This window comes from Schaalia radingae, from assembly GCF_900106055.1.
GTDB lineage: Bacteria > Actinomycetota > Actinomycetes > Actinomycetales > Actinomycetaceae > Pauljensenia > Pauljensenia radingae_A.
This window is the reverse complement of record NZ_LT629792.1, coordinates 1,068,997-1,094,686: the sequence shown is the minus strand read 5'-3', so window position 1 is coordinate 1,094,686 and position 25,690 is coordinate 1,068,997. Positions and strand designations below refer to the sequence as shown.

Below are 25,690 nucleotides of genomic sequence, written 5' to 3'. Positions count from 1 at the left end.
GATTAGTCCTGCGGATGTTTTATGACTGAGCGTCGCTTCGAGCGGGCAGCGCCCTGCCTCGTTCGTCCATACCGAGGCGAGCGTAGGCCGTGGGAACTGTCACGAGCATCCACACTGCGCAGCAGGCAGCTGCCACTGCGGTCGCCCACGCGCTCATCGTTGCTCCCCATGCGGCCACCAGCACGGAAATCACGAATGGACCCACCGTCGGGCCCACCTGCGAGATGGCCTGCCAGATTCCCAGGAATCGGGAGCGGTTGATGTCCGGAGACAGATCGACTCCCATCGTCATAACGGTTCCTGCGCTGAATCCGTTGCCGAACCCCACGACACATGCACTGACCATGAAGCTCACGACTCCCCCGCTCAGGGCCAATCCCACGAACCCTGCCGCCATGATCAACAGGCACGGCAGAACGGATGCTCGTCTGCCGAAACGGTCCATGATCGCGCCTGAGAAGTAGAAGACGGCGACATCCAGTCCCGCTGAAATCGCGAAGGTCGCTGATATGAGTTCCTCTGTGATTCCGAGGCTCGTGCCCACCAGAGGCACCACAATGATCTGGTTGGTGCGCACCAGCGACAGCAGAACTGTCCCCACCGACAGCAGCATGGTCGACACGACGTCCACGTGGGTACGAGGGCGACGCTGCAAAGACGCCGGCGGCGTTTCACTGGACGATCGTTGGGACGCCGGCGGTTTGACATCCAGAATTTCGGGCGTAGGCGCGGTGAACAACAGGATCAGACTCAGGGCAAGCACGGTGGCTGCGATGAAGAACCAGAATGTGCCGGGAATACCTCCCAGCACAATGGCCAGCGACGCCAGCGCAGGACCGATCAACCGGCCGAGCCTGGACATTCCTCCGAGCATCGACATTGATCGTGCTCGCCATGTCATAGGCACGGATTCTGCCACATAGGACTGCCGCGCCAATTGCCACATGTCTCCGGCGATCGAAATGGCGACCATCGCGATAACGAATGCAACAACTGCACGGTTAATGCCGGGAAACCGTAGACATACCAGGGCGCATGTTCCGGCCAGCACAGCGATCAGCCCGCCGATGACGAATGATGAGCGGTCGCCGATGCGGTCGACCATCCGGCCGATCGGTACAGATGCGATGACACCGGCAACGCCCATGATTCCCACCATCGCCGATGCCCATGACTCGCTCATCTGCATGGACAGCCCGGCCAATACCACCACTGAATTGAGCGCACCGATACCGGTGGACCATGTCAGTGACGGGACGTAGACCGGGAGAGCCAGCAGGACAATTGGCGATGATGACCGTCGCATGAAGGTCTAGCGTAGTGCCATCACATCAAGCGCTGTACCGACAAACATACGTACGCCACGCACCATAGCGTCTTCGTTTGGTGAGAACGTTACGGTATGCCCAGCAGTCGGCGAATCAACAAGGATACGAATGAATGAAGCCTGGCCCCCATTGGACTGTACCCGATCCATCATGAACGAATAGTCTTCCGATCCAGGTGAAATCAGTCGGTTGGGCGAAGCGGGGCGCACCTCAACTTGTTCGGCTACCCGATCGATGCGCTCCATCAGCTCTGGAGAGGACTCGAGTGAAATTGCTTCTCCTGTTTTCGTGATCTCGCATTCGACTCCATGCATGTGCCCGGCATCTTCAAGAATCCGTCGGGCATATTCCTCCATATACGCATTGATCTGAGTGTTGGCGCCACGAATTTCCACCAGCATAGTGGCATTGTTGGCAATGATGTTACGGCCCGATCCAGCGTGGACAACACCCACGTTCACGCGCGTTTCTCCCTGTGAATTTCGCGGAAGCGCATACAGGTTGAGGATCGCTGTAGCAACAGCAGGCATCACGTTCCTGCCTTTTTCCGGAGCTCCTGCAGCGTGAGACGCCAAACCGGTGTAAGTCACGTCCAGTTTCGTTGTGGCCAGTGATCCGCCTGCGCCCGCGTATATATCAAACTCGTTGCATTGGTTCGATGCTGTCACATGAGAACCGAGCATGACAGTTACATCATCAAGGTGTCCGTGCGCGACGATGGATTTTGCTCCACGCACGCCTTCTTCAGCTGGCTGAAAGACTAACTTGAGGGTACCTGACCATTGATCGCGCATTTCCATCATCAGCTGCGCAACTCCCAGGCCGATGCTCGTGTGGCAATCGTGTCCGCATGCGTGCATCGTGTTGGCATGCACGGATTGAAAGCCTTCCCTGTTCGGGAAATGCTCTGGATCCGTCGTTTCTGCCAGCGGAAGCGCATCGATGTCAAAGCGCATTCCCACAACCGGGCCGTCACCGTTCTCAAGGATGCCGACGGCTCCGGTAAAACCGCCTTTCATGGCTTCAAGAAGTTCCTCCGGTGCACCTTCCTGCAGCGCTCTCTGGTAAGCCGATTCGAGTTCCTCTGCGGGAGGCACTCCCATACGGGCAGACTCTTCGCACACTTCTTTACCCACACGAACGATGTAACCCAGCTCGCGAAGTCGCTGAACGACAATACTGGTGGTTCTGAATTCTTCCCACCCTAGTTCCGGATGCTGATGAAGGTCACGACGTACAGCGATGAGGTCGTCAGCGATCTCATTGGAGCGTGCGACGATGGTGTCAAACATGGTCTTCTCCTTTCTCAGTGAATCAGATACAGCCAGATAAAGGATGTGGTGATCTGCGTGATGTACGCCGCCGCCATCACAGGAATTGTGCGTTTTGCCAGGTCGACGGGATTGACTTCCGCCAGACCCGACACCGCGATCAATACACCGGAGATCGGCGACATTGAACGTCCGATGCCCGCCGACAGCTCCATCGGCAGAGCTATTGCTACAGCAGGCTGGCCAAGGGGCTGCGCCACCTGAGGAGCCAGGGGTGCAAAAGCGAACCATGCTGCGTTTCCCGACCCGGTAAGGAGTGCAGTCAACAGGATTATCAGTGTCATGAGCACTGTCATGACGACAACGCCCAGGTGCAAATTGAACGCTCCATCGACAATGAACTTGATGAATCCGATTTGCGTGAGGCCTGCGGCGAACATCTGTCCTGCGACGATAAGCGTGGCAATTGCAACGAACTGCTTCCCCATTCCTTGAAAGAACACTTTCATGATTTCGCTGGCTCTGCTGAATGAGCGATATCTGATCATTTCGATGATCAGGACCACCAACATTGATGTCAGCATTGACGTCGCAACATTCATCTTGACGGAGGAGATGAGATATTCCGAAAAAACAATGAGTAAGACGAGCGGTATGAGCGGCAGAACTGCATAGTAGACGGGGGTCTTGAGCTCGGTTTTTACACTGCCTGTATCCGGTGAGGCTCCTGATGCTTCCTGTTCGAGATTCGAGGGCGGATTCATTTCCGGCAGCGTTCCGGCTTTCTTGTCGAAATGACGCTGAATCAGCATGTGGCTGATGGCAATCACTGCCATCGTCACAATTGCCACAGGCCCCTGATAGTCGATGAAGTATTTCTGAACGGTCATGGAGGACACCTCGGCCGACAAATTGGAGTTCGACGACGCTGGCCCGAGATCCAGGCAGGAGGTTGTCGCAATCAATGCTGCCGCGCTCAGACGCGAAATCCTCAAGGAACGCAGAAGGGGATACAAAGTCACCATAAGCAGCATTGCCAAGCCAGATGCAGACGGAATGATCATTCCGAGGCACTGTCCGAAAATATACGCGATTCCAAGGAAAATGTATGGCCTACGGATCCGCGACAGCGGCTTCATAGCGAGGTGCACCAGCATTGCGCTGGCACCGACTTTTTCCATTATCAGAGAGAATCCGCCCACAGCCATGATGATGAGTCCAAGACTGGCAGATGTGGAGGCAAATGTGTCGCGTAAGAAATCCACGACGTCAAGAACCATATTCCCCGTGGTTTTCTCGCTGTCCATCAGCGGCTCTTCAGACAGAGGGAGTGAAATGAAAAGAAGCAACAATCCTGCAAGGATCAATACTGTTTGTGGATGGTGTTTCTTAATGATCAGCCATGCCACTACAACTGTGACAGCCAAGCCAATCAAAAATCCGATTAGCGTCATCGCCTATGGCCTTTCGACTTCAACTATTGACTAAAGGGTCTCTTGAAGTCTAAGGCACATAAAACAAATGGTGGGCGATACTGGGATCGAACCAGTGACCTCTTCCGTGTGAAGGAAGCGCGCTACCCCTGCGCCAATCGCCCGAGGTGGGTACCGGATTCGAACCGGTGTATACGGCTTTGCAGGCCGCTGCCTCGCCTCTCGGCCAACCCACCAAGTCATCTCAGACCGAGCGGATGACGGGACTCGAACCCGCGACCCTCACCTTGGCAAGGTGATGCTCTACCAACTGAGCCACATCCGCATGCGTATGAATACTCAGTGGGCGATACTGGGATCGAACCAGTGACCTCTTCCGTGTCAGGGAAGCGCGCTCCCGCTGCGCCAATCGCCCGAGCGGATGACGGGACTCGAACCCGCGACCCTCACCTTGGCAAGGTGATGCTCTACCAACTGAGCCACATCCGCGATGCGCTTGTCAATCAAGCGACGCAGGGAAGCTTAACAGGTTCTGGCCCGGTTGGGGAAATCCTGAGGACTTAGGCACGACTCGCTCCGGCATCGAAAACTCACCGGAAAATGTCGAAATTCCGCCATTTTCCGCGACTTTTCGCCACCTTCGGGCAGGAATTTTCGCGACCAGCTTCACAATTTTCCACGCTCAGCGCACTCTTTTCGAGGTTTCATGGCAATCTAAGAGTATGGATATTTGGCCAGGACATGCCTACCCGCTGGGCGCAATGTATGACGGCAATGGAACAAATTTCGCAGTTTATTCATCTATCGCGGACCGCATTGAATTGTGTCTCCTTGACGAGGATCGTCACGAAACCACAGTTGAACTCACTGAGGTCGATTATGACCAGTGGCACGCCTACCTGCCCGGCATAGGGCCCGGACAGCGCTATGGCTACCGCATCCACGGTCCCTACGCGCCAGACGAGGGACATCGATGCGACCCGTCCAAACTCCTGCTCGACCCTTATGCGAAAGCAATTGAAGGGCAGATCAACAATTCCAATTCGGTCTTTTCCTACAACTTCAACGACCCAGCGCAACCGAATCACGACGACTCTGTCCACGACACGATGCTCTCCGTCGTCGTCGACGAGTCCTTCGACTGGGGCGATGACCGTCGCCCGAACTACGGGTATTCCCAAACAATCATTTACGAGGCACATGTACGCGGCATGACCATGCTGCACCCGGACGTGCCAGAAGAGCTGCGCGGCACCTACGCAGGGATCGCTCATCCGGCGATCATCAAACACCTGCAGGATCTTGGCATCACGTCCATTGAACTGATGCCGATCCACCAGTTCGTCAATGACCCATCCCTGCAGGCTCGTGACCTGTCGAATTACTGGGGTTACAACACCATCGGATTTTTCGCCCCGCACAACGCCTATTCATCGTCGGGTCAGCTCGGCGGGCAGGTCACCGAGTTCAAGAACATGGTGAAGACGCTCCACGCGGCCGGTATCGAAGTCATCCTCGACGTGGTGTACAACCACACCGCTGAAGGTAACCACATGGGGCCGACGCTGTCACTCAAGGGCCTCGATAACGCGAAGTACTATCGCCTCGTTCCCGATGATCTGAGGCATTACTTCGACACCACCGGCACAGGCAATTCCCTGCTCATGTCCTCGATCTCGGTCCTGATGCTCATCATGGATTCGCTGCGTTACTGGGTCACTGACATGCATGTCGACGGCTTCCGCTTCGACCTGGCAACGACACTGGCACGCCAGTTTGACGAGGTCTCCCACGCCTCGACTTTCTTTGACCTGATCCACCAGGATCCGGTGATCAGCCAGGTCAAACTCATCGCTGAGCCGTGGGATGTCGGCTCCAATGGCTACCAGGTAGGAGGCTTCCCTCCCCTGTGGTCCGAATGGAACGGTGAATACCGCGATGCTGTGCGCGATTTCTGGCGCGGGGAGTTCTCGTCCCTGTCCAGTTTTGCCTCCCGTCTGGCTGGCAGTGCTGACCTCTATGAGCATTCAGGACGGCGCCCTGTCGCCTCGGTCAACTTCATCACCGCTCATGACGGCTTCACCATGCGTGACCTCGTGTCCTATAACGGCAAACATAACGAGGCAAACGGTGAGGACAACAATGACGGCTCGTCCAATAACCGCTCCTGGAACTGCGGAACGGAAGGTCCGACGGATGATCCGGGCATTCAGGAGCTCCGCCAGCGCCAGATTCGCAATTTACTCACCACTCTTTTCTGCTCGCAGGGTCTGCCCATGCTGGCTCACGGTGACGAAATCGGACGCACGCAGATGGGCAATAACAACGTGTACTGCCAGGACAATGAGCTGTCATGGATGCACTGGGATCTGGAGGACTGGCAGCGCAAACTGCTCGCTTTCTCTCAGCGCCTCGTCCACCTGCGACGTGATCACCCCGTTCTGCGCCGCCGACGCTTCCTGAAAGGGCCGGCAACGCGCGGCGGTGAATCGGAGCTGGGCGAGATCGAATGGTTCACCCCTGCCGGCACTCACATGACGGAAGACGAGTGGAACCAGGCATGGGCTCGCTCCACGATGGTCTTCTACAACGGTAACGCCATTCAGGAACCCGACCCTGAGGGCAACACGATCACCGATGATGATTTCCTGCTGATGATCAACGCGTCTCCTGACTCCGTTGAATTCACCATTCCGAACCAGACGTATGGCAAGACCTGGACAACGGTGATCAACACGGGTGACGATGATGATCACAGTAAGTACCAGTCCGGTGACTCAATCACGCTGCCCGGCCGCACCACGATGATTCTGCTGAATCCGTTGGGACAGTGACATGTCTGATCTTCATCCCCACGTTCCCCCGTCATCTCGATACACTCCACTGTCGACGTATCGACTCCAGCTCACTCCGGATTTCACATTTGAACACGCCCGTGGTGTCCTCGAGCATATTCGCCGTCTGGGAGCCACGGATGTTTACCTCTCCCCTATCCTGCAGCCTGTCAAGCGTTCCCGGCATGGGTACGACGTGGTGGACCACTCCCATGTCAACGCGGAGCTGGGTGGGCGTGAAGGGTTTGAAGATTTTGCGCGCGCCGCGCACGCCCTCGGCCTGCACGTCGTGGTCGATATCGTGCCGAATCACATGGCTGTGCCCACTCCGGTGTGGCAGAACCGCGCCATGTGGTCAGTGCTGAAACGGGGCGCCGAGTCACCGCGCGCACGCTGGTTCGACGTGGCGACAGATCAGCCCATTTTGATGCCGATTTTGGGTGCGCGCATCGGCCAGGTGCTCTCCGCCGGTGACCTACACGTGGAATCAATGGTGGTTCCAACTGAGCCGGAATACGGTGAGCAACCTGTCCTGCGCTACTTCGATCACGTGTTCCCCCTGGCGGAGGGAACCGAGTTCCTCCCGTTGGAAGTTCTGCTGGAGCGCCAGCATTACCGCCTGGCTCACTGGATGGTCGGTGACGAGGAACTCAACTACCGCCGTTTCTTTGACGTGGATACGCTGGCAGGTTTACGTGTCGAGCGTGAAGACGTGTTCGAGGCGACTCATCACCTGCTGTTCGACCTGTTCGACGAAGGCTTCATTGACGCGTTCAGAGTGGATCATCCTGATGGCCTGGCTGATCCGCGCGGCTATTTCCAGCGTCTGAGCCAACGCACCGGCGGCGCCTGGATTGCTGCTGAAAAGATTCTCGAAGGCGAAGAGCACTTGCCCTCTGATTGGGATGTTGCCGGAACGACAGGCTATGACACCGCATGGCGCATCAACTCCCTGCAGGTCGATCCGCGAGCGAACATGCCGATGGGTGCCATCATGCAGGAGCTGACCGAAGATTCACCGGCGGACTTTGCGCGGCTCGAACACGAATCGAAACGGCAGATCATTCGCACCTCGCTGGCAGCTGAGCTGCACCGCCTGGCCTCGTTGATCTGGGAAATTTGCCAACAGGACCTGCGTCTGCGTGACCATACGATGCGTACCTTCGAACGCTGCCTAGGCGCCCTCGTGATGAATATGGATCGCTACCGGATCTACGTGGTGCCCGGATCCCCCACCCCGCAGTGGGCGCGCGATGAGATGACCGAGGTGCGTGACCGTTCGCTGCGCGAGTTGCGTGACTCAGGGTTTGACGGCATTGAGGACACGATGGATGTGCTCATTGCGCTCATCCTGGGCGACGAAATCGGCACGGCAGGTCTGGCATCCTCCGATGAGCGCCGCGACGAAGTGCCGGTGCGGTTCCAGCAGGTATGCGGTGCGGTCATGGCAAAGGGTGTCGAAGACACCGCGTTCTACCGTTGGACCCACCTGTGCGCACTGACTGAAGTGGGAGGCAACCCCACCCATTTCGGTATCAACCTGGACATGTTCCATGCGTTCGAAAGTGCATTGCAGTCGTCGTGGCCGGCGACCATGACATGCGGAACGACCCACGATTCCAAGCGTGGTGAAGATGTGCGAGCCACACTGGCCGCCGTCACGTCATATCCCAGTCAATGGGTCTCCCTCGTCCAGCAGCTACGTCTGACCAGCGCCGAATACCGGCCACTCACGCTGGATGGGCGCACGGAAAACCTCCTGTGGCAGACACTTGCCGCGACCACGTGGTGTGAGTCCGACCCGATGACGCAGGAGCGCCTGACTGACTACCTGCAAAAGGCAGTGCGGGAACAGAAAACGTGGACGACATGGACGCATCCTGATGAAGAACGGGAAGAGGAGCTGTTTGACTTTGCCCGCCAGGTACTCGCTGATTCCTCGATCACCGAACTGCTCACACGCTTTCATGAGCTGACGGAGCCGGTTCGCAACTGCTGCATCGAAGTGACGAAAGCCCTGCAATTGACGGTTCCTGGAGTGGCTGATGTGTATCAGGGTTCCGAGGGGCTGGCGACTTCCCTGGTTGATCCGGATAACCGACGTCCGGTTGATTTTGAACGACTCGGGCGGTTGCTGGATTCAGACGAGCAGACTCTCGAGGGTCGAAAAGTGCGCCTGACCCGCGCCATCCTGAAGCTTCGCAGCCGCCACCGCGACGCATTCGTATCCGCACACGCAACGTATACACCACTGGCAACAACCACCGGACATGCGATCGCGTATGCACGCGGCGACCAGGACGGCCCACGCGTGTGTGTCATCGCTGTGCGACTGCTCAGGGCACTGCGTCAGATCGGCGGCTGGGGGGATCATCGTGTCTACCTTCCAGCCGGCTCATGGCAGGACATCATGTCAGGGCGACGATTCGACGTCACTGACGGCAACGGTTTGAGCCTGGCTGATGTGATGAGTGACGACAACGTCGTGGTTGTGGAGAAACTCTCGTGACGCGGGTGTGGGCGCCGGATGCTCAGAGCGTCGACCTTGTCCTGGCCGACGCGCAGCGCCCCATGAGCCGCGCCGCTGGCGGCTGGTGGGACGGCCCTGATCTGCCCGATGGGACAGATTACGGTTTCAGCCTCGATGGCTCTGACCCGCTGCCTGATCCGCGATCCTTCTACCAGCCTTACGGGGTTGATGGTCTGTCACGCAGTTGGGATCCTTCACGACATCACTGGGTCGCATCGCCCGGCACGTCCGTCCTGGGCAACGTCATCTATGAACTCCACGTCGGTACGTTCACTGCTGAAGGCACCCTGATCAGTGCCATCGAACGCCTCGACCACCTGCGTGACCTGGGGGTGACCACAGTTGAGCTCATGCCGCTGGCACAATTCAGCGGAGAGTTCGGATGGGGGTATGACGGCGTGGATCTTTTCGCCGTTCACCGAGCCTACGGCGGTCCGGATGCCCTCGTCGAATTTGTCAACGCTGCCCATGAACGCGGCCTGAATGTGTGCATCGACGTCGTCCTCAACCACCTCGGTGTGTGGGGCAACTACCTGTCGATGTTCGCACCGTACTTCCACCCCACTGCGACCGGACCGTGGGGGCCTGTGCTGGACTTGAACGGTCCCGAACAGCGCGCCTACCTTATTGACGTGTGTCGCCATTGGCTGATCACCATGCATGCCGATGCGCTGCGTCTGGATGCGGTTCACGCCATTCACGACGAGACGGATCGACACCTGCTGGCAGAACTATCACAGTGCGTGGCCCAGTGGTCGCACGACGAGGGGCGCCCGATGACGCTCATTGCCGAATCTGACCTCAACCAGCCTTCGATGGTGATGCCCACCAGTGAGGGCGGTATGGGGATGGACGCTCAGTGGGCTGATGACATCCACCACGCCCTGCACGTGGCGCTCACGGGCGAAATTGACGGGTACTACGGTGATTTTGCCGATACGCACGCGTTGGCAACCGTGCTGGAAAATGTCTTCTACCATGATGGTCGCTACTCGACGTTCCGCCACCAAAACTGGGGTGCACCCGTTCCTGCCACTCTGGATCGGCGCAAATTCGTCGTCTTTTCCCAAGATCACGACCAGGTTGGCAACCGCGCTCAAGGCGACCGCCCCAGCCAGGTGCTCTCCGACGCACAACTGGCCGCCTCTGAAGCAATCATCCTGCTCAGCCCCTTTACCCCCATGCTGTTCATGGGTGAGGAATGGGGCACGCGCACACCGTTCCGATTCTTTGCCGACCAGGAAGACGACGAGCGCGCCCAACTCGTGCGCGAGGGCCGTCAAAAAGAATTCAGTGAGCACGGTTGGAGCGGAGACGTTCCCGACCCAACCTCGCGCACGACTGTCGACCATTGCGTGCTGGACTGGAGTGAGCCGCGCGACGGCAGATGCCGACGCATGCTCGAGTGGGCACGTTCGATGATTCATGTGCGCGCCACGGCGCCCGGCGTGCGTGACGGTGTCTGTCAACGCGTCACTCACGAGGGTGACATTGTGCGCATGATCAATGGTGCTGTCGCGGTCGAGGCCGATATGAACGGTGACGCACTTCCGGCTGCAGACAGTCACGATTGGCCGCGTGAAAACGGTGGGCATATTGGTTCCCTGCTGGCATCCTTCCCTGATCAGAAGGGCGCCGCCGTGCGGGTCTGGCAATGGGTCGGCGTGCCTGACTGAATCCACCGCTGCGCCCTCTTAGTGTGAAGGGGTGGGTGAGGAACAACTTCCTGAGGCGTTTGTCACAGCTTTATTGTCGCTTCGTGACGCACCGATCAATCCTCATGTGGAGATTGAAGAGGTGCCCGGTCCAAGCAAGCTGGCTCCGTGGACCGCTGCGCTTGCCATGCGAACCGTGCACCGCGCGCACGATCAATCCTTGGGATCAGGCCGATTCGTCATCCTGTTCGACCCGGACACGCAAGCAGGCTGGAACGGACAGTTCCGCCTTGTCGCTCAGCTTCGCGCCCAGATCGACCCCGAAATGGGCAACGACCCTATGATCGGTGAAGGCCTGTGGAACTGGGCGCACGACTGCCTCGAAGATGCGGGCGCTGGGTATCATGACATGACCGGCACCGTGACGCGGGAAGTTTCCGAATCTTTCGGGGGTCTCACGTTGCGCGGATCCACCTTGTACGTCGAACTGCGGGCCTCGTGGACTCCGTCGACTCCATATCTGGGCGAACACCTTGTAGCCTGGAATTCCCTGTTGTGCCACGTTGCCGGCGTTGAGTCAGATCAGTTTCTACATGAGGTTTTGAATACGGATGCTCGTTGATAATCCCGGCGGTCTGCCGCGCGGGAACACGGACGATCCCCCCACTGTCAGCCGTTTGCGCGACGGCGTTCCCTCAGTCATTGACGCTACAGACGCCCTTGAGGGGGTTGCCGCTGAGTTGGGAGCCTCCACCCAGCCGGTCGCCCTCGATGTGGAACGTGCCCATGGCTTCCGCTATACGACGAACGCCTACCTAGTGCAGATCCGGCGCGAAGATGTCGGAACGTACCTGATTGATACGCATGCGCTGCCTGACCTGTCAGCCCTGGCACCGGCACTGGATGCCACGTGGATCCTGCACGACGCCAGCCAGGATCTGACCAATCTGCGTGACCTGAACCTGCACACCACTGACCTGTTTGACACCGAAGTTGCGGCACGCCTCATCGGATTGCAACGTTTCGGTCTGGCAGCCGTGTGCGAACAGGTACTGGGATTTTCATTAGCCAAGGACCATCAGGCATCCGACTGGTCGGTGCGACCGCTGCCCACCGACTGGCTGCGCTATGCCGCACTGGACGTGGAATTTCTGACAGAACTGTACCGGCGGCTCTCGATCACGCTGCACGACATGGATCGCTGGGAGTGGGCACAGGAGGAATTCGCCCACGTGCTGCACGCCCCTGCTCCGACTCCGAAGACGCATCACTGGCGCGGTATCAAAGGCCTGGGCAAACTGCGCTCCCGCCGAGCGCTGGCCGTTGCCCGCGAACTGTGGCTCACGCGTGAAGAGATCGCCCGCGACAAAGACCTGGAACGCACGCGCGTCGTCCGCAATTCTGACCTGCTGAAAGCCGCTCAGCGCCCACCGACCAATCGTCGCCAGCTGCGCTCACTGGATTCCTTCCGCTCTCCCATCACCCGTCCATATACGACGGACTTCCTCGATGCGATTGAACGCGCCAGGCGCATGCCAGAAGACCAGCTGCCACCCAAACGCGTTACACATCCTGCCGGCACGATTCCGGAAGCGCGCCTGTGGCAGCGTCTCGACGAACACGCACATGAGCGTCTGCTCGCGGTTCGTGAAGCGGTCGCCGGTGTTGCCGAACAGCTCGGGCTGGCACCCGAAGTTGTCCTGGAGCCGCGCGTGCAGCGTTTCGTGTGCTGGGCTCCCCTCAAGCCGCTCACCCCCGAGGCGCTCGATCAGCGATTGGACGAGGGCGGCGCACGCGCCTGGCAGCGTGAGCTGGTATCTCAGTGTCTGTTCGACGCTTTGAGGTAGTCGCGCACGCTACGCACGATGCCGGCAGCGTCCAGGCCGATCTCGTGCTGAATGTGAGCGCGCGAGTCGTGCGCGAGGAACTCATCGGGAATCCCCATCGGAATCACCGGCACATCTGTGTCCTGCGACAGTGCCCATCCGAAGCCTCCTCGCACGACGCCGTCTTCCACGGTGACAACCAGGTCATAGTCGCGGCTCATCGCCACCAGTTCATCGGGTACGGGCTGAATCCACGTCGGGGCAGCAACGCATACCGTCGCATCTGAGGCCAATTGCTTCGAGGCGTCAATCGCCTGGGCGACCATGGCGCCCAGGGCGACGATCAGGATTTTCGTTTCCCCGTCGCCTCCCTCGTGCACAATGTCGACCGGGCCGACGCTGCGCAGCGCAGGGATCGGCTGCGGCAGCGGGCCTTTCGGGTAACGCACTACGGTGGGAGCATCAGCAATGTCATTGGCGCGACGCAGCGCTGCCCGCAGAGTTTCCTCGTCACGAGGGGTCGCTATCTGCAGTCCCGGCACGATCGACAACAATGCGATATCCCACATGCCGTTGTGCGAGGGCCCATCCGCTCCGGTGATGCCGGCACGGTCAAGGATGAAGGTCACGCCCGCATGGTGCAGCGCCACGTCCATGAGGACCTGGTCGAACGCGCGGTTCAGGAACGTGGCGTACAACGCGACAACGGGGTGTGCACCCATGAAGGCCATCCCGGCTGCGCTGGTGACGGCATGCTGTTCAGAAATGCCGACGTCGATGACGCGGTCGGGGAATTCATCTGACAGCGGGCCCAGTCCCACCGGCAGTTTCATCGCTGCAGTAATGCCGACAACATCTTCACGTTCGCGGGCGATCTTCACGATTTCGTCGGCAAAGACGCTGGTCCACCCAAAGCGCGCGGGTTTGATCGGCAGGCCCGTTTCCGGGTGGATTTTGCCGACCGCATGGAAGCGGTCTGCGATGTCTTTTTCCGCCGGTCGGTATCCGCGCCCCTTCTGCGTGATGGCGTGGACAATGACGGCCTGGTGCAGGCTGCGCGCCCGCGTCAACGCGGTTTCCATCGCAACGATGTCATGCCCGTCAATCGGTCCCAGATACTTCAGCCCCAGATCCTCGAACATGACCTGTGGCGCCAACACGTCCTTGATTCCCACTTTCAGTCCGTGCAGCGCTTCGAAGGCAGCACGCCCAGGCTCCCCCATTCCCAGCAGTGTTTTCTTCGTCCATGACAAGGCGCGCTCATATTGCTCCGAGGTGCGCAGCGCATCCAGATGGTGCGCCATACCGCCAATGGTAGGAGCATAGGAGCGGCCATTGTCGTTCACCACGATGACGATGTTGCGGTGAGGTTGCTCAGCGATGTTGTTCAGTGCTTCCCATGCCATACCGCCGGTGAGCGCCCCGTCTCCGATGACTGCCACTGTCCAGGATGTATTCCCGGTGCGTGTCTTTTCGCGCGAAATGCCGTCAGCCCACGACAGCGCTGTCGAGGCGTGGGAATTTTCCACGATGTCGTGCTCTGATTCGGCGCGCGAGGGGTATCCGGACAGTCCCCCCGCCTCGCGCAGATGTGAAAAGTCTTTGCGCCCTGTCAGGAGCTTATGGACGTAGGCCTGGTGACCTGTGTCGAAGATCATCGAGTCGGTAGGTGAGTTGAAGATGCGGTGCAGCGCAATCGTCAGCTCCACCACACCCAGGTTGGGTCCCATATGCCCGCCCGTACGTGACACGGACGCAATGAGGTAACGCCTGATTTCGTCAGCCAAGTCAACGGCCTGCGACGTGGTCAGATGCTGGACGTCGTCAGGCCCGTCGATATGCGACAAAATCGGCAACTCGTCGGCACTGTCTGGAAGAACCATAGTTACGAGTCTAATGGTCCTCTCAAAGTCCGTTGGTTCCAGCTAGGATTGATATACGCGACAGACGCGCATATCCGAGTTGACAGAGGTTGCACATGTCCCCCTCAGTGAAGTCGTACGGCCAGTGGGAATCCCCGATCACGGGCGAGTCATTCACGGCTCGATTCGTGACGCTTTCTCAAGTACGCATCGATGGCGCCGACACGTATTGGGTAGAAGGCCATCCTACAGATAATGGGCGCAACGTTCTATTACGACGTAACGGCATGGGTCAGACGATGGAGCTCCTGCCCATGATTGACGGTGTGCGCCTACCCGATGTGCGCACCCGTGTCCACGGCTACGGTGGCCGCGCCTACGCCGTCCACGAGAACATCCTCGTTTTCTCCGACGGCTTTGATGACCGTGTCTACCTGTTCGACATGTCCGCACCCACCGTCGGCCTGACGGCACTGACCCCGATGGAAAAGAAGCGCTACGGCGACTTTGAGATTGACGAGGTTCGCTCCCTGGTCTACGCCGTATGTGAGGACCACACGGGACAGGGTGAACCGGTCAACACGATGGTGGCGATCCCTCTGGACGGCTCCGCGGCGCGCGATCCGAAGCCTATTCGCACCGTCTTTTCCGGCACCGACTTCTGCTCGGCACCCACGCTCTCCCCGGATGGGTCGAAGCTGGCGTGGCTGTCATGGAACCACCCGCACATGCCGTGGACTCAGTCCGTCCTGCACGTTGGCGCCCTCACGTTCGAGGGTGACATCGATACCCACGTCACGCTGGTGGACCGAGAAGGTGTCTGCGTCTATGAGCCTCGCTGGACTCTGCGCGGCGACCTGATCCACGTGGATGATTCCTCAGGATGGGCAAACCTGTACCGCACTGAAGGCTTCGAATGGCACGAGGACGAGGATGCCCACGCGTGGACGGATCGCCTGCGTACACGCGTCCTGCATCCCGGTCAGCGCGCGTTCTCACACCCCCACTGGGAACTGGGCCTGCACTCGTACGACAACCTGGATCATGAGCACCTGATCTGCTCCTGGTCGCAGGATCACACGTGGCACGTCGGCAGCGTGCGACTGGACAATGGCCTGCTGGAAGAATGGGAAACCGGATGGTGGCCCATCGGTAACGTCGCTTCCGACGAGGGGCGCGTCGTTTTCCTGGCCGACTCCCCTACGCACGCGCCAGCCATCGTCGAGATCACCGATTCGCACGCGCACGTGCTGCGCCCGTCCTCGGAAGCTGAGATCGCTGAGGAGATGATTTCAACTGCACAGACCGTGCGCTGGACGACCAGCGACGGCAATGAGGCAGACGGCTTCTACTACGCGCCGGTCAATCCCGACTTCACCGCACCTGACGGCGAACTTCCGCCACTGATCGTGTCCGCTCATGGCGGGCCGACCTCGTCAGCTCGCCCCGGCCTGTCCATTGCCCGACAGTTCTGGACGACTCGCGGCTTCGCATTCCTGGACGTGAATTATCGCGGATCCACCGGATCAGGACGCGAATACCGTGAGGCGCTCAACGGCCAGTGGGGCATCATCGATGTCATGGACTGTGCTGACGGGGCGCGCTACCTGATTGATCAGGGCCTCGTTGATCCCGCACGAGTCGCGATTCGCGGCCATTCCGCCGGCGGTTTCACCGCCCTGTCAGCTCTGGCGACAACCGACGTGTTTACGGCTGGGACATCCTCCTCAGGTGTGTCTGACCTGCATCGCATGGCGCAGGAAACCCACAAATTTGAGTCCCACTACTTCTACACGCTTCTGGGCTCGGACAACTTGGACGATCCCGTGTGGACGGAGCGCTCTCCGATTTGCCACGTCCAGGACATTCACGCACCACTCCTGCTTTTGCAGGGCACAGAGGACACGATCGTGCTGCCTTCACAGTCACGCAGCATTTACGATGCGCTTCGCGAACTGGATCGACCGGTCGCCCTCGTCGAATTCGATGGCGAAGGGCACTCGCTGCGTACTGCTGCCAGCATTGCGAAGGCCTGGGCGAGTGAGCTGGGTTTCTACGCGACAGTGTGGGGTTTTCACGCTGATGGTGCGGCTGAGATCAGCGTCACCACTCTATGAGCCGCGTGCGTGGAGCGATCAGTGCAATCGTCACTGATCACCGTTCAGCGTTCGCGGTAGTAGCCGGCATTGTCGGCGCAGTGGTGGGACTGGCAGCCGTCATCTTCAACTGGCTGATCGCCGTGTGGATGCGCGCCACCACCGGCGCTGCGGACTATTCGGTAACAGGCGGAGCACCCCACGGGTGGCCGGCGTGGACACACATCCTGATCATTGCCGTCCCCGTCGTGTCAGCACTCATGTATGGGCCGATGATCTGGCGATGGGCCCCCACGGCCAAAGGACACGGCATCCCTGAGGTCATGCTGGCGGTGCGCCGAAGGGGCGGCAAGATTCCTGGCCGCGTCGCGGTGGTCAAGTTGGTCTCCTCCGCCCTGACAATCGGTGGCGGCGGGTCGGCTGGCCGTGAAGGCCCGATCGTTCAGGTCGGTGCGTCCCTGGGGTCCACGATCGCATCGTGGGTGCGTCTTCCCACCACACGCGTCGTGGTGCTCGCGTCCTGCGGTGCTGCCGGCGGTATTGCCGCCACATTCCATGCTCCGCTGGCTGGTGCGATCTTTGCGCTCGAAGTGATTTTGGTGCGCTTTACCGCAGAGACATTCGGCTACGTCGTCATATCGTCTGTCATGGCATCGATCGTTGCCCGCGCACTTCAGGGGTCAGCGCCCCTGGTTGACCTGAACTACAGCGTGGACCTGGCTTCCTTGACTGACATAGGGTGGGCCGCCCTCGTCGGCCTGATTGCCGGCCTGTGCGGGCTGGCCTTTTCCAAATTGTTGTATGCGATGGAAGACTGGCTCGACTGGGGGTGGGAACGTCTCACGGCAGTTATCGCGTTTCCGCAGTGGTCTCGCGCAGCTCTCATGTCAGTCGTGCTGGGCATTGGCCTGTTTTTCTTCCCCGCCATGTACGGTTCGGGCTACCCGATCCAGCTCGAGGCTCTTCATGGCGCACTGCCCATCGCCACGCTGCTTGCGCTGGCTGTGGGTCGCATGATTTTCACGTCCTTCACGATCGGAATGGGCGGTTCGGGCGGCGTGTTCGCTCCGACGCTGTTCATTGGTGCAATGGTCGGCAGCGCGATCGGACATCTGATTGATCCGCTCACTGATTCGTCCATAGCGGTGTTCGGAGTAATCGGCATGGGTGCTGCCTTTGCTGGGGCTGCGCGTGCACCCATGACAGCGGTTCTGATCATCGTGGAGATGACGGACCAGTACTCGCTGATTCTTCCCATGATGCTGGCCGTCGTGATCGCAACAGGATGCTCACGGTTCCTGACACGCTCCACGATCTACACGGAAAAGCTGCGCAGGCGTGGCGATATCCTCGATGATCCCGTGTCCCACACTTTGCTGGGTGCCAACCCGGCCGGGGCGCTCATGCAGCCAGCTCCTGCCACTCTTAACCCATCAGACACCATCATGCGCGCGGTGTCCCGAATGCGCGAAGCGCACGCCCAGGCACTCCCCGTGGTCGATGCGGACGGCGTGGTGTCCGGTGTTGTCAGCGCCCTGGATATTGCCTCCTGGCGTGAAGAAGGGGTCGAGCATGACACCGCGTTGGAAGCTCTGCCGTTGCGACATGTGCACGTGGTTGACACGGATCTGCCGTCCACGGTCATGCGCGTGCTGACATCCAGTGGCGTCGAGGGGATTCCCGTCTTGCATGACGACGGGCAGGGTGCGCCCGCCCACATGGTCGGCTGGATCAGCGGGCGCGACCTGGTTGACCGTATGTATCGCGATCAACGGCGAGCGCTCGACGCACGTATCGAATCCTCTTTCGGTTCGCGGTGGCGTGAGCGTCATCCTCGTCGTCGTAGCTAGCGGGTAGACTGCTCCTATGCCAGCGTGGGCCATTGTGATACCGATCGCGTTCCTCATCGCGTGTATCTGTGCTGCACTCTGGCGTCATCATGTGGCACGTCTGCGTGCAACCACGCTTCCACTCACCCTGTACGCGCCGCTGGAACTGATCGCGTGCTACGGCGCGATGGTGCTGATTGGTGCGTGGGCTCTGTGGCGGGAACTCACCACTCAGTCACGCGTCGCGATCATCGCTGTGGCGCTGGGGTTGAGCGTGCTGGGGCTGGCTCTGCTCATCGTTGAAGTTCCGCGCAGGCTCTATCTGACGCCCGATTACCTCGCTGTGCGATCCGTGCGCGGCACGCGCACAGTTGAGCTGCTTGACATCGTGACGATTTCAATCCGCCCGGCACAGACTTCAACCTGTGTCACTGTGACGGATGTGCATGGTCGGCGCATCACGTGGCATGCAACCGGCATGATGGATGAAACATTCGTCGCATACATGCGCGAACTGGAGCGCCGTATCCGCAATGGCCGCATTCCCCTGCTGCACCCCACCCGACATCGGCCGGTCAATCCGTTGACGGCGCACGCATTGCAAGTCGTTGCCCGTGAAGCCGCTCACGACCCGAAGGTGCGTGAGCTTCTCACTCAGGCTTCAGTGTGCGTGGGCACCGACCCGGACCAGGCGCATATTCTCCTGCGCGATGCGGCCCGTGAGTGTGCGCGCTCGTGGCCGCTCGATTCGGAGCTTGGCGCCACGATCGTCGCACTGTCTCACCGGTATCCGCCCGGACAGTAGAAGCCTCTACTGCTGGGCAAGCTGACGCAACACATACTGCAGAATGCCGCCATTACGGTAGTAGGCAGCCTCTCCAGGCGTGTCAATCCGCACGACCGCATCGAACTCGATGGGGTCCGCACCCTCGCGGGTGGCACTGACATGCACTGTCTTCGGGATCGACCCATCATTGAGCGCGTCAATGCCGGTGATATCGACTACTTCCGTGCCGTCCAGACCCAGGGAATTACGATCTTCGCCCTCAGGGAACTGCAACGGCAGCACGCCCATGCCGATCAGGTTCGAACGGTGGATGCGTTCGAATGATTCGGTGATCACCGCGCGTACGCCCAGCAGCACTGTTCCCTTGGCTGCCCAGTCACGTGAGGAGCCTGATCCGTATTCCTTTCCGCCCAGAACCACCAGTGGCACACCTGCTTCGCTGTAGCTCATCGCCGCATCAAATACCGGCACGGTCGGCGCATCGTCCTTCGTGAAGTCGCGGGTGAATCCGCCCTCCACGCCGGGCACCATTTCGTTTCGGATACGAATATTTGCGAATGTGCCTCGGATCATGACTTCGTGATTACCGCGACGCGACCCGTAGGAGTTGAACTGCGAGCGTTCCACTCCTCGCTCAATCAGGTACTTGCCTGCCGGCGTATCCGGCTTGAAGGAGCCTGCCGGCGAAATGTGATCCGTTGTCACCGAATCGCCTAGCTTGAGCAGCACTCGCGCACCGTGAATATCCTCAACCGGAGCGGTCTCCATAGTCATTCCGTCAAAGTACGGTGGTTTGCGCACGTAGGTGGAATCTTCGTCCCATTCAAACGTGTCACCCTCGGGAGTATCGAGACCCTGCCAGCGGTGGTCACCAGCAAACACGTCCGCATAGTCCTGCTCGAACAGGGAGCGGTCGATACACGAGTTGATTGTGTCATCCACCTCTGCCGCATCAGGCCAGATGTCACGCAGGAACACGTCCTTGCCGTCCTGGTCCTGCCCCAGCGCTTCAGTCTCAAAATCGAAATCCATCGTACCGGCCAGCGCGTAGGCGATGACCAGCGGCGGGGATGCCAGGTAGTTCATCTTAACGTCGGGATTGATGCGACCTTCGAAGTTGCGGTTACCCGACAGCACGGACACAACAGCCAGGTCATTGTCATTGACGGCCTTGCTGATTTCGTCCGGCAGCGGGCCGGAGTTGCCGATACACGTGGTGCACCCATAGCCCACCAGGTTGAACCCGAGTGCGTTGAGGTCCTCCCACAGTCCGGCCTTTTCGAAGTACCCTGTGACGACCTGTGAACCAGGGGCCAGTGAGGTTTTCACCCACGGCTTGGACTGCAGTCCACGCTTGACTGCGTTGCGTGCCAGCAGACCGGCCGCGATCATGACCGCCGGGTTGGACGTGTTGGTACATGAAGTGATTGAGGCGATCGCCACGTCACCGTGATCCAGTTTCGTTTCCGTCCCGTCCGCCAACGTGACATCCACGATGTGGTGCGGTCGGTCGTCGATTGCCGAAGCGATACGCGGTTCGTCATCGTCCTCATGGTCGAGGGCGTTCGGATCGACCGGATCTGACGCAGGGAAGGTGGAAGCCAGTGCCTCATCGAGTTCTGAAGCGGAGTGCTGTTCGTGTTCGCTGACATAGTTCGGCAGCGTGGCGCGGAATGATTCCTTGGCGGCGCTCAGTTCGATGCGGTCCTGCGGACGCTTCGGGCCGGCAATGGAAGGCACCACTGTGGACAGGTCGAGTTCCAAATACTCGGAGTATTCTGCCTCGCGCGAGGGATCGTGCCACAGCCCCTGTTCCTTGGCGTACGCTTCGACCAGTTTGAGCGTTTCTTCGCTGCGTCCAGTCAGCCGCAAGTAGTCAACGGTGACGTCATCGATCGGGAAGATCGCGGCGGTTGAGCCGAATTCGGGCGACATGTTGCCGATGGTGGCTCGGTTTGCCAACGGCACAGCGGAGACACCCTGGCCGTAGAATTCAACGAACTTGCCGACCACGCCGTGTTCACGCAGCATCTGCGTGATGGTGAGGACGACGTCCGTCGCGGTCGCGCCGGAGGGGATCTCGCCGGAGAGTTTGAAACCGACGACGCGCGGGATCAGCATGGAAACTGGCTGGCCGAGCATGGCTGCCTCGGCTTCAATACCACCGACACCCCAGCCGAGCACGCCCAGACCGTTGACCATCGTGGTGTGGGAATCGGTGCCGACGCAGGTATCCGGGTAGGCGAGCGTGTCTTCGCCGTCCTGGCGTGTGAACACGGTGCGCGCGAGGTATTCGATGTTGACCTGGTGGACGATACCGGTGCCCGGTGGGACGACGCGGAAGTTTTCAAAGGCTCCCTGTCCCCAGCGCAGGAACTGGTAGCGCTCACGGTTACGTTCGTATTCCTTGTCCTGGTTGGCTTCGAACGCCTCCGGCGTGCCGTACACGTCGATCTGCACGGAGTGGTCAATAACCATTTCCGCTGGCGCCAGCGGATTGATTTTCGAGGGGTCGCCGCCCAGGTCCTCCACTGCTTCACGCATGGTGGCCAGGTCGACGACGCAGGGAACGCCGGTGAAGTCCTGCATGACAACGCGCGCAGGGGTGAATTGGATTTCGGTGCTGGGTTGTGCTTTCGGGTCCCAGCTAGCCAGCGCGTTGATCTGGTCGGCGGTGATGTTGACACCGTCTTCGTTGCGCAGAAGGTTTTCAGCCAGGATCTTCAGTGAGTATGGAAGCCGGTCAAATCCGTCCACCGCATCGAGGCGGTAGATGGTGTACGTCGAATCATCCACTGTGAGCGTGGAGCGTGCATCGAAACTGCCTTGCAAAGCCATGTGATCCCCCTAATGTCTCGATATCAAGATATCAGAGGGCGGGGACGCTGCAAGGAGAACACGAAAATCACGCGCAGAGCACGCAGGAAATCGCAGTGTCGCGCGAAAAACCCGTCTGCGGCCACCGGGCCGAGAAACTCAGTCCTTCTCCAGCGCGGCGATAAATTCGACATGGTGAGTGTGCGGAAATAAGTCCCACGCTTCGAGGGAGGTCAGGCGGTATCCGCCCTCCGTCAAAGTCCGCAGGTCACGGGCACCTGCCGCCGGATCGCATGAAACGAGCACAATTCGCTCCGAACCAAGCGCGGCTACCGTCTGGCATACCTCGTCGCCCGCACCCGAGCGTGGCGGATCCATCACCACGACATCGGCATGTGACTGCAGCTCGTTGGACAGATCGAGGATCCCCTGATGATCAACATCCCCGATGAACGTTTCAACATGTGCCGCTCCCCCGAGGTTCAGCGCGGCATCTTCCACGGCACCGTCGTCACCCTCGAGCGACACGACGCGTCCGAACGCGCCCGCAAGCGAGCGTGTGAATAATCCGGCCCCCGAATACAGTTCCATTGCCGCACTGCCCTGGCCAGCCAGACGGCGTACAGCATCGGACAGGACCTGCGCACCGCGTACATGCGTCTGCCAGAAGCCCGAGGGACGGACGTTGAACGGTTCGGGATCGGGCTCCACGACCCACCGCAACTTTTCGCGGTCCAGTGGCTTGCCCTGCCCGTCGTACGTTCCCGACGGCGTCACCACGGCGATGTCACCGCCCGTTGAGGCGACCGCTCGCACACGATCACGCGGCCCCCACGCGGTCAGCCACCGTGAATCGTTCCCGTCAAACAGGCCGATCTCGCATAGTGCGTCTACGGCCAGCGGCATTGACTCTAATGCAACGACCTGGTTCGACCGGTAGCGCGACATGCCCAGCCTACCGTCCTTGTCAGCCACCAGCTCGATGCGTGTTCGCCTGTGCAGCAGTAAGTCGTCCGGATCCTCATCGCCCGGGCACGCCTGCACGTGGACGCCTCCGATCGAGTCGACGGCTTGTGCCAGGCCCTCTCCCCCGACGCGCCGGATCTGTCCACGCAGCACGTCTTCCTTCCAGGTGCGCTGGGCTGCGGGACGCACATGGCACAGTTCGGCTCCACCGATCTTTTCGCGAGCAGCCTGCGGCCATGCCGGCTCGACACGGTCAGGGCTTGCCTCGAGCACCTCGATTACATTGGCCCATGCAAGGCGCTTGCGGGTGGCACTCACACGTGCCACGACTTTCTCACCGGGCAGCCCATGTCGCACGAAAACGACGCGACCGTCGTCGTCTCGGGCGACGCATGCTCCACCGTGTGCAGGTTCTCCCAGCGTGAGCGTCAATTCTTCGCGATTACGAGGCGGAGTCATGAGGACCTTTCTGACGTGAACGGAACGGGTCGTTAATCAGCTGGCGTTTGATGGGCTGCTCACCCTCCACCTGGCTGTCTTCCCCAAGTTTCCATGGTACAAGAGTGAGGACTACGCCCGGAATCCGCAGCAGTGCCTGACGCAACCTCAGTGCCGTCTGATTGTGCAGCACATTTTCCCACCAGTGCGACACGAGGAACTGCGGCACGTACACAACCACCATTTCGCGAGGTGACCGGCGTCGCTGGGAACGCACGTGCTGGACGATGACCTGCGTGATATCCCGGTAAGGTGCTGACAGAATCGTCAGCGGGATCGGCAGGCCGGAGGCCCGCCACTGCCGGATGATCCGTTCTTCTTCAGCTTGGTCGGCAACCACACTCACCAGTTGCAGTGACGAGGGCGCCGTCGCGCGGGCAGTGGCAATTGCCCGCATCGTCACTCTGCTCATTGACGAGACCAGCACTAATGCGTGCACGCGCGACGGAAGTGCGCGCCGAGTCGAGTAGTCCTCCACGCGCAGCTGCGTCGCAACGGTGTCGTAGTGATGGCGAATGGCACGTTGAGTCAGGAACACCAGCCCCATTAGCAGCAATGTGATCCACGCACCGCGGGTAAATTTCGTCACGAGTACGACGATCAGCACCGTTCCCGTCAGCACGAATCCGATCATGTTGACTAGCCGCGAGCGCAGCAGGGAGGCCCGCGAGTCGGCGCGCTGAGGATTGCGCAGTTTCGCATTCCAGTGGCGGATCATGCCCACCTGGCTGAGCGTGAAAGAGATGAACACGCCGACGATGTAGAGCTGGATCAGGTGGGTAACCTGCGCATCAAACGCGATGATCAGGACGATTGCTGCGGCCGACAAGGCAACGATGCCGTTTGAGAATGTCAGCCGGTCTCCACGGCGGTACAGCTGACGCGGCAGGAACGAGTCGCGTGACAGTACCGAGGCCAAGGTTGGAAAACCGTTAAACGCCGTGTTGGCTGCCAGCACCAAAATCAATCCGGTCACAATCGTGATCAGGTAAAACAGGATCGATCCGTGTCCGAATACTGCTGAAGACAACTGGCCGATCACCGGGTCGAGCCTGACATCGCCTGCTGGCGCCCCGTTCAGACTCAGTTGTGTGGCCGGATCCTCCACGATTCTCACGCCGGTCGCCCTCGCCAATACGAGAATTGAAATCAGCATGGTGGCAGCGATCCCGCCGAGCATCGCGAGAGTTGTCGCCGCGTTACGGGACTTGGGGCGCTGGAATGAGGGCACGCCGTTGGAGATCGCTTCGACTCCGGTCAGCGCTGCGCAGCCCGAGGAAAATGCGCGCATCACCAGCAGCGCTCCGCCCAGTCCGACCAGGCCCGATACGTGAGAGGCCTGCGGGACAAGGTCATACATTGCCGAGGGTGCCTGACCGAGGTGGCCTGTGACCAGTTTGACCATGCCGACCGCGATGAGAATACCAATTGAAGCCATGTAAATGTATGTCGGAATAGCGAAAGCTGAACCTGCCTCGCGCATACCGCGCAGATTCAACAGGCACAGCACGATGACAACGGCCACTGCGATCGGCACTTCCTGGCCTGCCAGCTGTGGGATTGCGGCGGTCACGTAGCGCGCCCCTGAGGAGATCGACACCGCCACCGTCAGCACGTAGTCCACCAGCAACGCAGATGCGACGACCAGTCCCCACGACGGTCCGAGGTTCTTGGTCACGACTTCATAGTCTCCGCCGCCTGACGGGTAGGCGTGTACGGTCTGGCGGTAGGACAGCACGACGACCAGCAGCACTACCGCCACTGCCAGCCCCACCCACACGGATTGGGTTACTGCAACTCCTCCGGCGATTGCCAGGGTAAGCAGAACTTCATCTGGCGCGTAAGCGACGGATGAAAGCGCATCAGATGCGAAGATCGGCAATGCGATCCGTTTGGGCAATAACTGGTGCCCCATGGCGTCTGAACGCATGGGTCGCCCAATCAGTACGCGCTTGGCG

15 protein-coding genes and 5 tRNA genes are annotated in these 25,690 nt (G+C 59.9%); 8 read left to right on the top strand and 12 right to left on the bottom strand.

Going from position 1 to position 25,690, the window contains the following annotated elements:
• Window positions 1-19: 19 nt before the first annotated feature.
• The 8 genes from BLT69_RS04845 to BLT69_RS04810 all read right to left on the bottom strand — a co-directional run bounded on the left by BLT69_RS04845 (window position 20) and on the right by BLT69_RS04810 (window position 4,521).
• Window positions 20-1,306 (bottom strand): MFS transporter, encoded by a 1,287-nt coding sequence (locus tag BLT69_RS04845; RefSeq protein WP_058236589.1) that lies wholly within the window; start codon window positions 1,304-1,306, stop codon window positions 20-22.
• A gap of 6 nt (window positions 1,307-1,312) precedes the next feature.
• A complete protein-coding gene (locus tag BLT69_RS04840) occupies window positions 1,313-2,620 on the bottom strand; it encodes an amidohydrolase (RefSeq protein WP_058236588.1) in 1,308 nt (435 codons plus the stop codon).
• Window positions 2,621-2,634: 14 nt separating this feature from the next.
• Window positions 2,635-4,053, bottom strand: coding sequence for a C4-dicarboxylate transporter DcuC (gene dcuC, locus BLT69_RS04835; RefSeq protein WP_058236587.1), 1,419 nt, complete (start codon window positions 4,051-4,053; stop codon window positions 2,635-2,637).
• Window positions 4,054-4,121: 68 nt separating this feature from the next.
• Window positions 4,122-4,196 (bottom strand) — tRNA-Val (locus BLT69_RS04830).
• A gap of 1 nt (window position 4,197) precedes the next feature.
• Window positions 4,198-4,268 (bottom strand) — tRNA-Cys (locus BLT69_RS04825).
• A 16-nt stretch (window positions 4,269-4,284) separates the two neighbouring features.
• Window positions 4,285-4,357, bottom strand: a tRNA-Gly gene (locus BLT69_RS04820).
• A gap of 18 nt (window positions 4,358-4,375) precedes the next feature.
• A tRNA-Val gene (locus tag BLT69_RS04815) sits at window positions 4,376-4,447 on the bottom strand.
• Window position 4,448: 1 nt separating this feature from the next.
• Window positions 4,449-4,521, bottom strand: a tRNA-Gly gene (locus tag BLT69_RS04810).
• Window positions 4,522-4,754: 233 nt separating this feature from the next.
• On the opposite strand from BLT69_RS04810, the gene glgX reads away from it, so the two are divergent.
• The 5 genes from glgX to BLT69_RS04785 are packed head-to-tail and all read left to right on the top strand — an operon-like array spanning window position 4,755 to window position 12,898.
• Complete coding sequence (glgX, locus tag BLT69_RS04805; protein WP_092648523.1) at window positions 4,755-6,866, top strand: glycogen debranching protein GlgX; 2,112 nt, start codon at window positions 4,755-4,757, stop codon at window positions 6,864-6,866.
• 1 nt (window position 6,867) lies between these two features.
• Window positions 6,868-9,375, top strand: a complete 2,508-nt coding sequence (gene treY / locus BLT69_RS04800) for a malto-oligosyltrehalose synthase (protein WP_092648522.1) — start codon at window positions 6,868-6,870, stop codon at window positions 9,373-9,375.
• A complete protein-coding gene (gene treZ, locus BLT69_RS04795) occupies window positions 9,372-11,072 on the top strand; it encodes a malto-oligosyltrehalose trehalohydrolase (protein WP_092648521.1) in 1,701 nt (566 codons plus the stop codon). Before treY ends, treZ begins: the two co-directional genes overlap by 4 nt.
• A gap of 31 nt (window positions 11,073-11,103) precedes the next feature.
• On the top strand, window positions 11,104-11,673 hold the full coding sequence (locus tag BLT69_RS04790; RefSeq protein WP_058236583.1) for a DUF3000 domain-containing protein: 570 nt from the start codon (window positions 11,104-11,106) through the stop codon (window positions 11,671-11,673).
• On the top strand, window positions 11,663-12,898 hold the full coding sequence (locus tag BLT69_RS04785) for an HRDC domain-containing protein (protein ID WP_092648520.1): 1,236 nt from the start codon (window positions 11,663-11,665) through the stop codon (window positions 12,896-12,898). Before BLT69_RS04790 ends, BLT69_RS04785 begins: the two co-directional genes overlap by 11 nt.
• On the opposite strand, the gene dxs is transcribed toward BLT69_RS04785, so the two are convergent.
• Complete coding sequence (dxs, locus tag BLT69_RS04780) at window positions 12,871-14,760, bottom strand: 1-deoxy-D-xylulose-5-phosphate synthase (RefSeq protein WP_092648519.1); 1,890 nt, start codon at window positions 14,758-14,760, stop codon at window positions 12,871-12,873. The genes BLT69_RS04785 and dxs overlap by 28 nt on opposite strands.
• A gap of 95 nt (window positions 14,761-14,855) precedes the next feature.
• Here dxs and BLT69_RS04775 point away from each other — a divergent pair, with 95 nt between their 5' ends.
• From BLT69_RS04775 to BLT69_RS04765, 3 genes are read left to right on the top strand one after another with little or no spacing between them, the layout of a single operon-like run.
• Window positions 14,856-16,856, top strand: coding sequence for an alpha/beta hydrolase family protein (locus BLT69_RS04775; protein WP_092648518.1), 2,001 nt, complete (start codon window positions 14,856-14,858; stop codon window positions 16,854-16,856).
• Window positions 16,853-18,685 carry a chloride channel protein gene (locus BLT69_RS04770; RefSeq protein WP_070726579.1) on the top strand — a complete coding sequence of 611 codons (1,833 nt, stop codon included), beginning with the start codon at window positions 16,853-16,855 and terminating at the stop codon, window positions 18,683-18,685. The genes BLT69_RS04775 and BLT69_RS04770 overlap by 4 nt, the downstream gene beginning before the upstream one ends.
• Window positions 18,686-18,701: 16 nt before the next feature.
• Entirely contained in the window at window positions 18,702-19,469 is a 768-nt protein-coding gene (locus BLT69_RS04765; protein WP_058236578.1) for a hypothetical protein, read from the top strand.
• Between the two features lie 6 nt (window positions 19,470-19,475).
• Here the strand turns inward: BLT69_RS04765 and BLT69_RS04760 are convergent, their stop codons facing one another.
• The 3 genes from BLT69_RS04760 to BLT69_RS04750 all read right to left on the bottom strand — a co-directional run bounded on the left by BLT69_RS04760 (window position 19,476) and on the right by BLT69_RS04750 (window position 25,662).
• Entirely contained in the window at window positions 19,476-22,289 is a 2,814-nt protein-coding gene (locus BLT69_RS04760; protein WP_092648517.1) for an aconitate hydratase, read from the bottom strand.
• Between the two features lie 138 nt (window positions 22,290-22,427).
• Window positions 22,428-23,693: a class I SAM-dependent RNA methyltransferase gene (locus BLT69_RS04755; RefSeq protein ID WP_058236576.1), complete on the bottom strand. Its 1,266-nt coding sequence runs from the start codon at window positions 23,691-23,693 to the stop codon at window positions 22,428-22,430.
• Window positions 23,677-25,662 (bottom strand): APC family permease, encoded by a 1,986-nt coding sequence (locus tag BLT69_RS04750; RefSeq protein WP_074026181.1) that lies wholly within the window; start codon window positions 25,660-25,662, stop codon window positions 23,677-23,679. The genes BLT69_RS04755 and BLT69_RS04750 overlap by 17 nt, the downstream gene beginning before the upstream one ends.
• Window positions 25,663-25,690: the final 28 nt, after the last annotated feature.

Excerpts from the sequence above, each read along its gene's own strand:
- BLT69_RS04845 (WP_058236589.1), bottom strand. The coding sequence starts at position 1,306 with ATGCGACGGTCATCATCGCCAATTGTCCTGCTGGCTCTCCCGGTCTAC.
- BLT69_RS04840 (WP_058236588.1), bottom strand. The coding sequence starts at position 2,620 with ATGTTTGACACCATCGTCGCACGCTCCAATGAGATCGCTGACGACCTC.
- dcuC (WP_058236587.1), bottom strand. The coding sequence starts at position 4,053 with ATGACGCTAATCGGATTTTTGATTGGCTTGGCTGTCACAGTTGTAGTG.
- glgX (WP_092648523.1), top strand. The coding sequence starts at position 4,755 with ATGGATATTTGGCCAGGACATGCCTACCCGCTGGGCGCAATGTATGAC.
- treY (WP_092648522.1), top strand. The coding sequence starts at position 6,868 with ATGTCTGATCTTCATCCCCACGTTCCCCCGTCATCTCGATACACTCCA.
- BLT69_RS04785 (WP_092648520.1), top strand. The coding sequence starts at position 11,663 with ATGCTCGTTGATAATCCCGGCGGTCTGCCGCGCGGGAACACGGACGAT.
- dxs (WP_092648519.1), bottom strand. The coding sequence starts at position 14,760 with ATGGTTCTTCCAGACAGTGCCGACGAGTTGCCGATTTTGTCGCATATC.
- BLT69_RS04775 (WP_092648518.1), top strand. The coding sequence starts at position 14,856 with ATGTCCCCCTCAGTGAAGTCGTACGGCCAGTGGGAATCCCCGATCACG.
- BLT69_RS04770 (WP_070726579.1), top strand. The coding sequence starts at position 16,853 with ATGAGCCGCGTGCGTGGAGCGATCAGTGCAATCGTCACTGATCACCGT.
- BLT69_RS04765 (WP_058236578.1), top strand. The coding sequence starts at position 18,702 with ATGCCAGCGTGGGCCATTGTGATACCGATCGCGTTCCTCATCGCGTGT.
- BLT69_RS04760 (WP_092648517.1), bottom strand. The coding sequence starts at position 22,289 with ATGGCTTTGCAAGGCAGTTTCGATGCACGCTCCACGCTCACAGTGGAT.
- BLT69_RS04755 (WP_058236576.1), bottom strand. The coding sequence starts at position 23,693 with ATGACTCCGCCTCGTAATCGCGAAGAATTGACGCTCACGCTGGGAGAA.
- BLT69_RS04750 (WP_074026181.1), bottom strand. The coding sequence starts at position 25,662 with ATGCGTTCAGACGCCATGGGGCACCAGTTATTGCCCAAACGGATCGCA.